The 2,090-nt window shown below is 48.9% G+C and carries 3 protein-coding genes; all 3 read right to left on the reverse strand.

Translation table 11 applies throughout. The features are described from left to right. Positions 1-27 precede the first annotated feature (27 nt). Positions 28-1,032 (reverse strand): phosphoadenosine phosphosulfate reductase domain-containing protein, encoded by a 1,005-nt coding sequence (locus tag Xentx_RS17900; RefSeq protein WP_074021848.1) that lies wholly within the window; start codon positions 1,030-1,032, stop codon positions 28-30. Then, positions 1,029-1,847 carry a DNA adenine methylase gene (locus Xentx_RS17905; RefSeq protein WP_074021849.1) on the reverse strand — a complete coding sequence of 273 codons (819 nt, stop codon included), beginning with the start codon at positions 1,845-1,847 and terminating at the stop codon, positions 1,029-1,031. Before Xentx_RS17905 ends, Xentx_RS17900 begins: the two co-directional genes overlap by 4 nt. Position 1,848: 1 nt before the next feature. After that, the coding region (locus tag Xentx_RS17910) for a TraR/DksA C4-type zinc finger protein (RefSeq protein WP_339373709.1) at positions 1,849-2,090 on the reverse strand (242 nt) is incomplete at its 5' end.

Below are 2,090 nucleotides of genomic sequence, written 5' to 3' on the forward strand. Positions count from 1 at the left end.
CCAATGCATCGCTATTATGCTCTAAATTCACTCACAAACCCCTGCATATACTGAACTACACGCCTGTTGTGCGTTTTCGTCGGCCAATAGATCAAACTGTCTCCCTCCTCTGGAGGTCATCGCCCAGTCGCGATAGGTTTCAATACCGTGAGATTCCAGCGTCACACACTCAATGCGGCGTTCACGTTTCACCGGATCTTGGTGGGAAGGAAAGAAAGTCGAATTGCCGCGGCGTGAACAGGCCGCCACCATACGCTCCCAACGGGCAACACGGGCGATTTCACCCGGGAAGCGGGAAAAGACTTCAGCCAGTTCTGATTTGCGGGCGTGAATACACGGCATACAACCCACACGGGAACACCCTTGCTGATACAGAGGATTGGGTTTGATACCGTGTTTTTTCGCCAGAGCAAAAACCTGCTCATGTGTCCATGACAGGATAGGACGGTAAACGGATAGCCCAGCGGTATCATCGATATCGGATTCCCATTCCGGTAAAGCGGCGCGCGCGGGTGATTCCTGCGCCCTGACGCCCTGCCACAGAACCACTTCATCAAATTGTAATAACAGCGGCTTAACCACCTGCTCAGCAATCGGCTTATGCTTAAGTTCGAACGTACAGAACCGGGCTTTTGTGGAGGGGAAGCGCCCTTTTAACATGCACAAATCAAGAAATGGATTATCCGTCGGAAACAAGACCTTGAGTGCGGCAATGATGCGTTTTTCTGCCTGCATTTCTGTCATGCCACACTCAGTGACCAGCCGGACAGGCCAATGCGTTTTAATGAACTCGCGCTTATTTTTAATCTGGGTGGCGAAATCAGCCGACACACGCTGAATTTTTCCCAGTTTATTTTCCAGATAATCCAAATATTTCATTGTTTGCGTGTGTTCGTGGCCGGTATCGGCAAACACGGCAATGTGATTGATACCGTTCTCAATTGCCAGCAGCCACTGCGCCAGTGAATCTTTTCCACCGGAAACAGTAATTACATTGATAGTATTTTCAGCATGACAACGGCTATCAATCATGACGCGCCCTCCAACACAGCAATAATCTCTTTCGCAGGCTGACGGTTACCATTGGCGGCAATCGTGCGCGGGGCATCTATTTCATGGATAGTGAAGCCGAGATCGGAATACAACTCTTTGGCGGCAATCGAGTTAGACACGATAACCGGTACACCAAGATGTGCATTCAGCGTATATAACTCAACCGCCAGCGCCTCATGCTCAGTATTATTGAAATTGGATTGATAATATTGGGTAAATGCACCCTCGTTGGTTAAATACGGTGGGTCACAATAAACAACATCACCAGGCTCAACGAGAGTTAACGTGTCCTGCCATTCCAGATGGACAATATCCGCGTGCTCAGCTTTATCCGCAAACGCCCAAATTTCAGTCGCGGGGAAATAAGGGTTCGTATGTTTCCCAAAGGGAACATTAAATTCTCCTCTACCGTTATAGCGACACAGGCCATTAAAACAGTGACGATTTAACGTTAAAAATAAACTCCCACGGGCTAACTTATCCTCAGCAAGATGCTGTTTACGATTAAATACTCGCCTTAATTCGCTATACCCTTCTTTATTTCTGGCGGTTGAAAACCAAATCGCCGCCGCTCTTGTAAACTGATCACAGTCGGCCTTGATACTCTGATACATATCAATCAAATCCGCATTCACATCAGCGACCAAATAAGCCTCATAATCCGTATTCATCATCACAGCACACGAGCCTGCGAACGGTTCAACCAGTCGATGGCCGGCGGGCAGATGGGGCAGCAGCTTATCCATTATTCGGTTTTTAGAACCCGCCCATTTCAGAATAGTTTTATTGGCCATTTCACACACTCCGGTAATGTTGTTGTTTCAGTTCAAACACGTCCTGGCAGGTTGCACAGCGGGTAACACCGGCAATAATCATTCGGCGCTGGGTTGGAATAGGTCGGCCGCAGTCTTCACACCCAAACGCAGAAACAGAAACCGGGCGGTTAACATGGGCGGCTATCCGGCGTTCCAGTATTTCGGCGGCGTGTTCGCAGGCGCGGTCGATTTCTCTAGACATGATTCCACTCCTGCGCCTGA

The organism is Xenorhabdus thuongxuanensis (genome assembly GCF_001908095.1).
GTDB lineage: Bacteria > Pseudomonadota > Gammaproteobacteria > Enterobacterales > Enterobacteriaceae > Xenorhabdus > Xenorhabdus thuongxuanensis.

Bases quoted from the DNA above. Each gene is read 5' to 3' on its own strand.
- Xentx_RS17900 (WP_074021848.1), bottom strand. From the start codon at position 1,032: ATGATTGATAGCCGTTGTCATGCTGAAAATACTATCAATGTAATTACT.
- Xentx_RS17905 (WP_074021849.1), bottom strand. From the start codon at position 1,847: ATGGCCAATAAAACTATTCTGAAATGGGCGGGTTCTAAAAACCGAATA.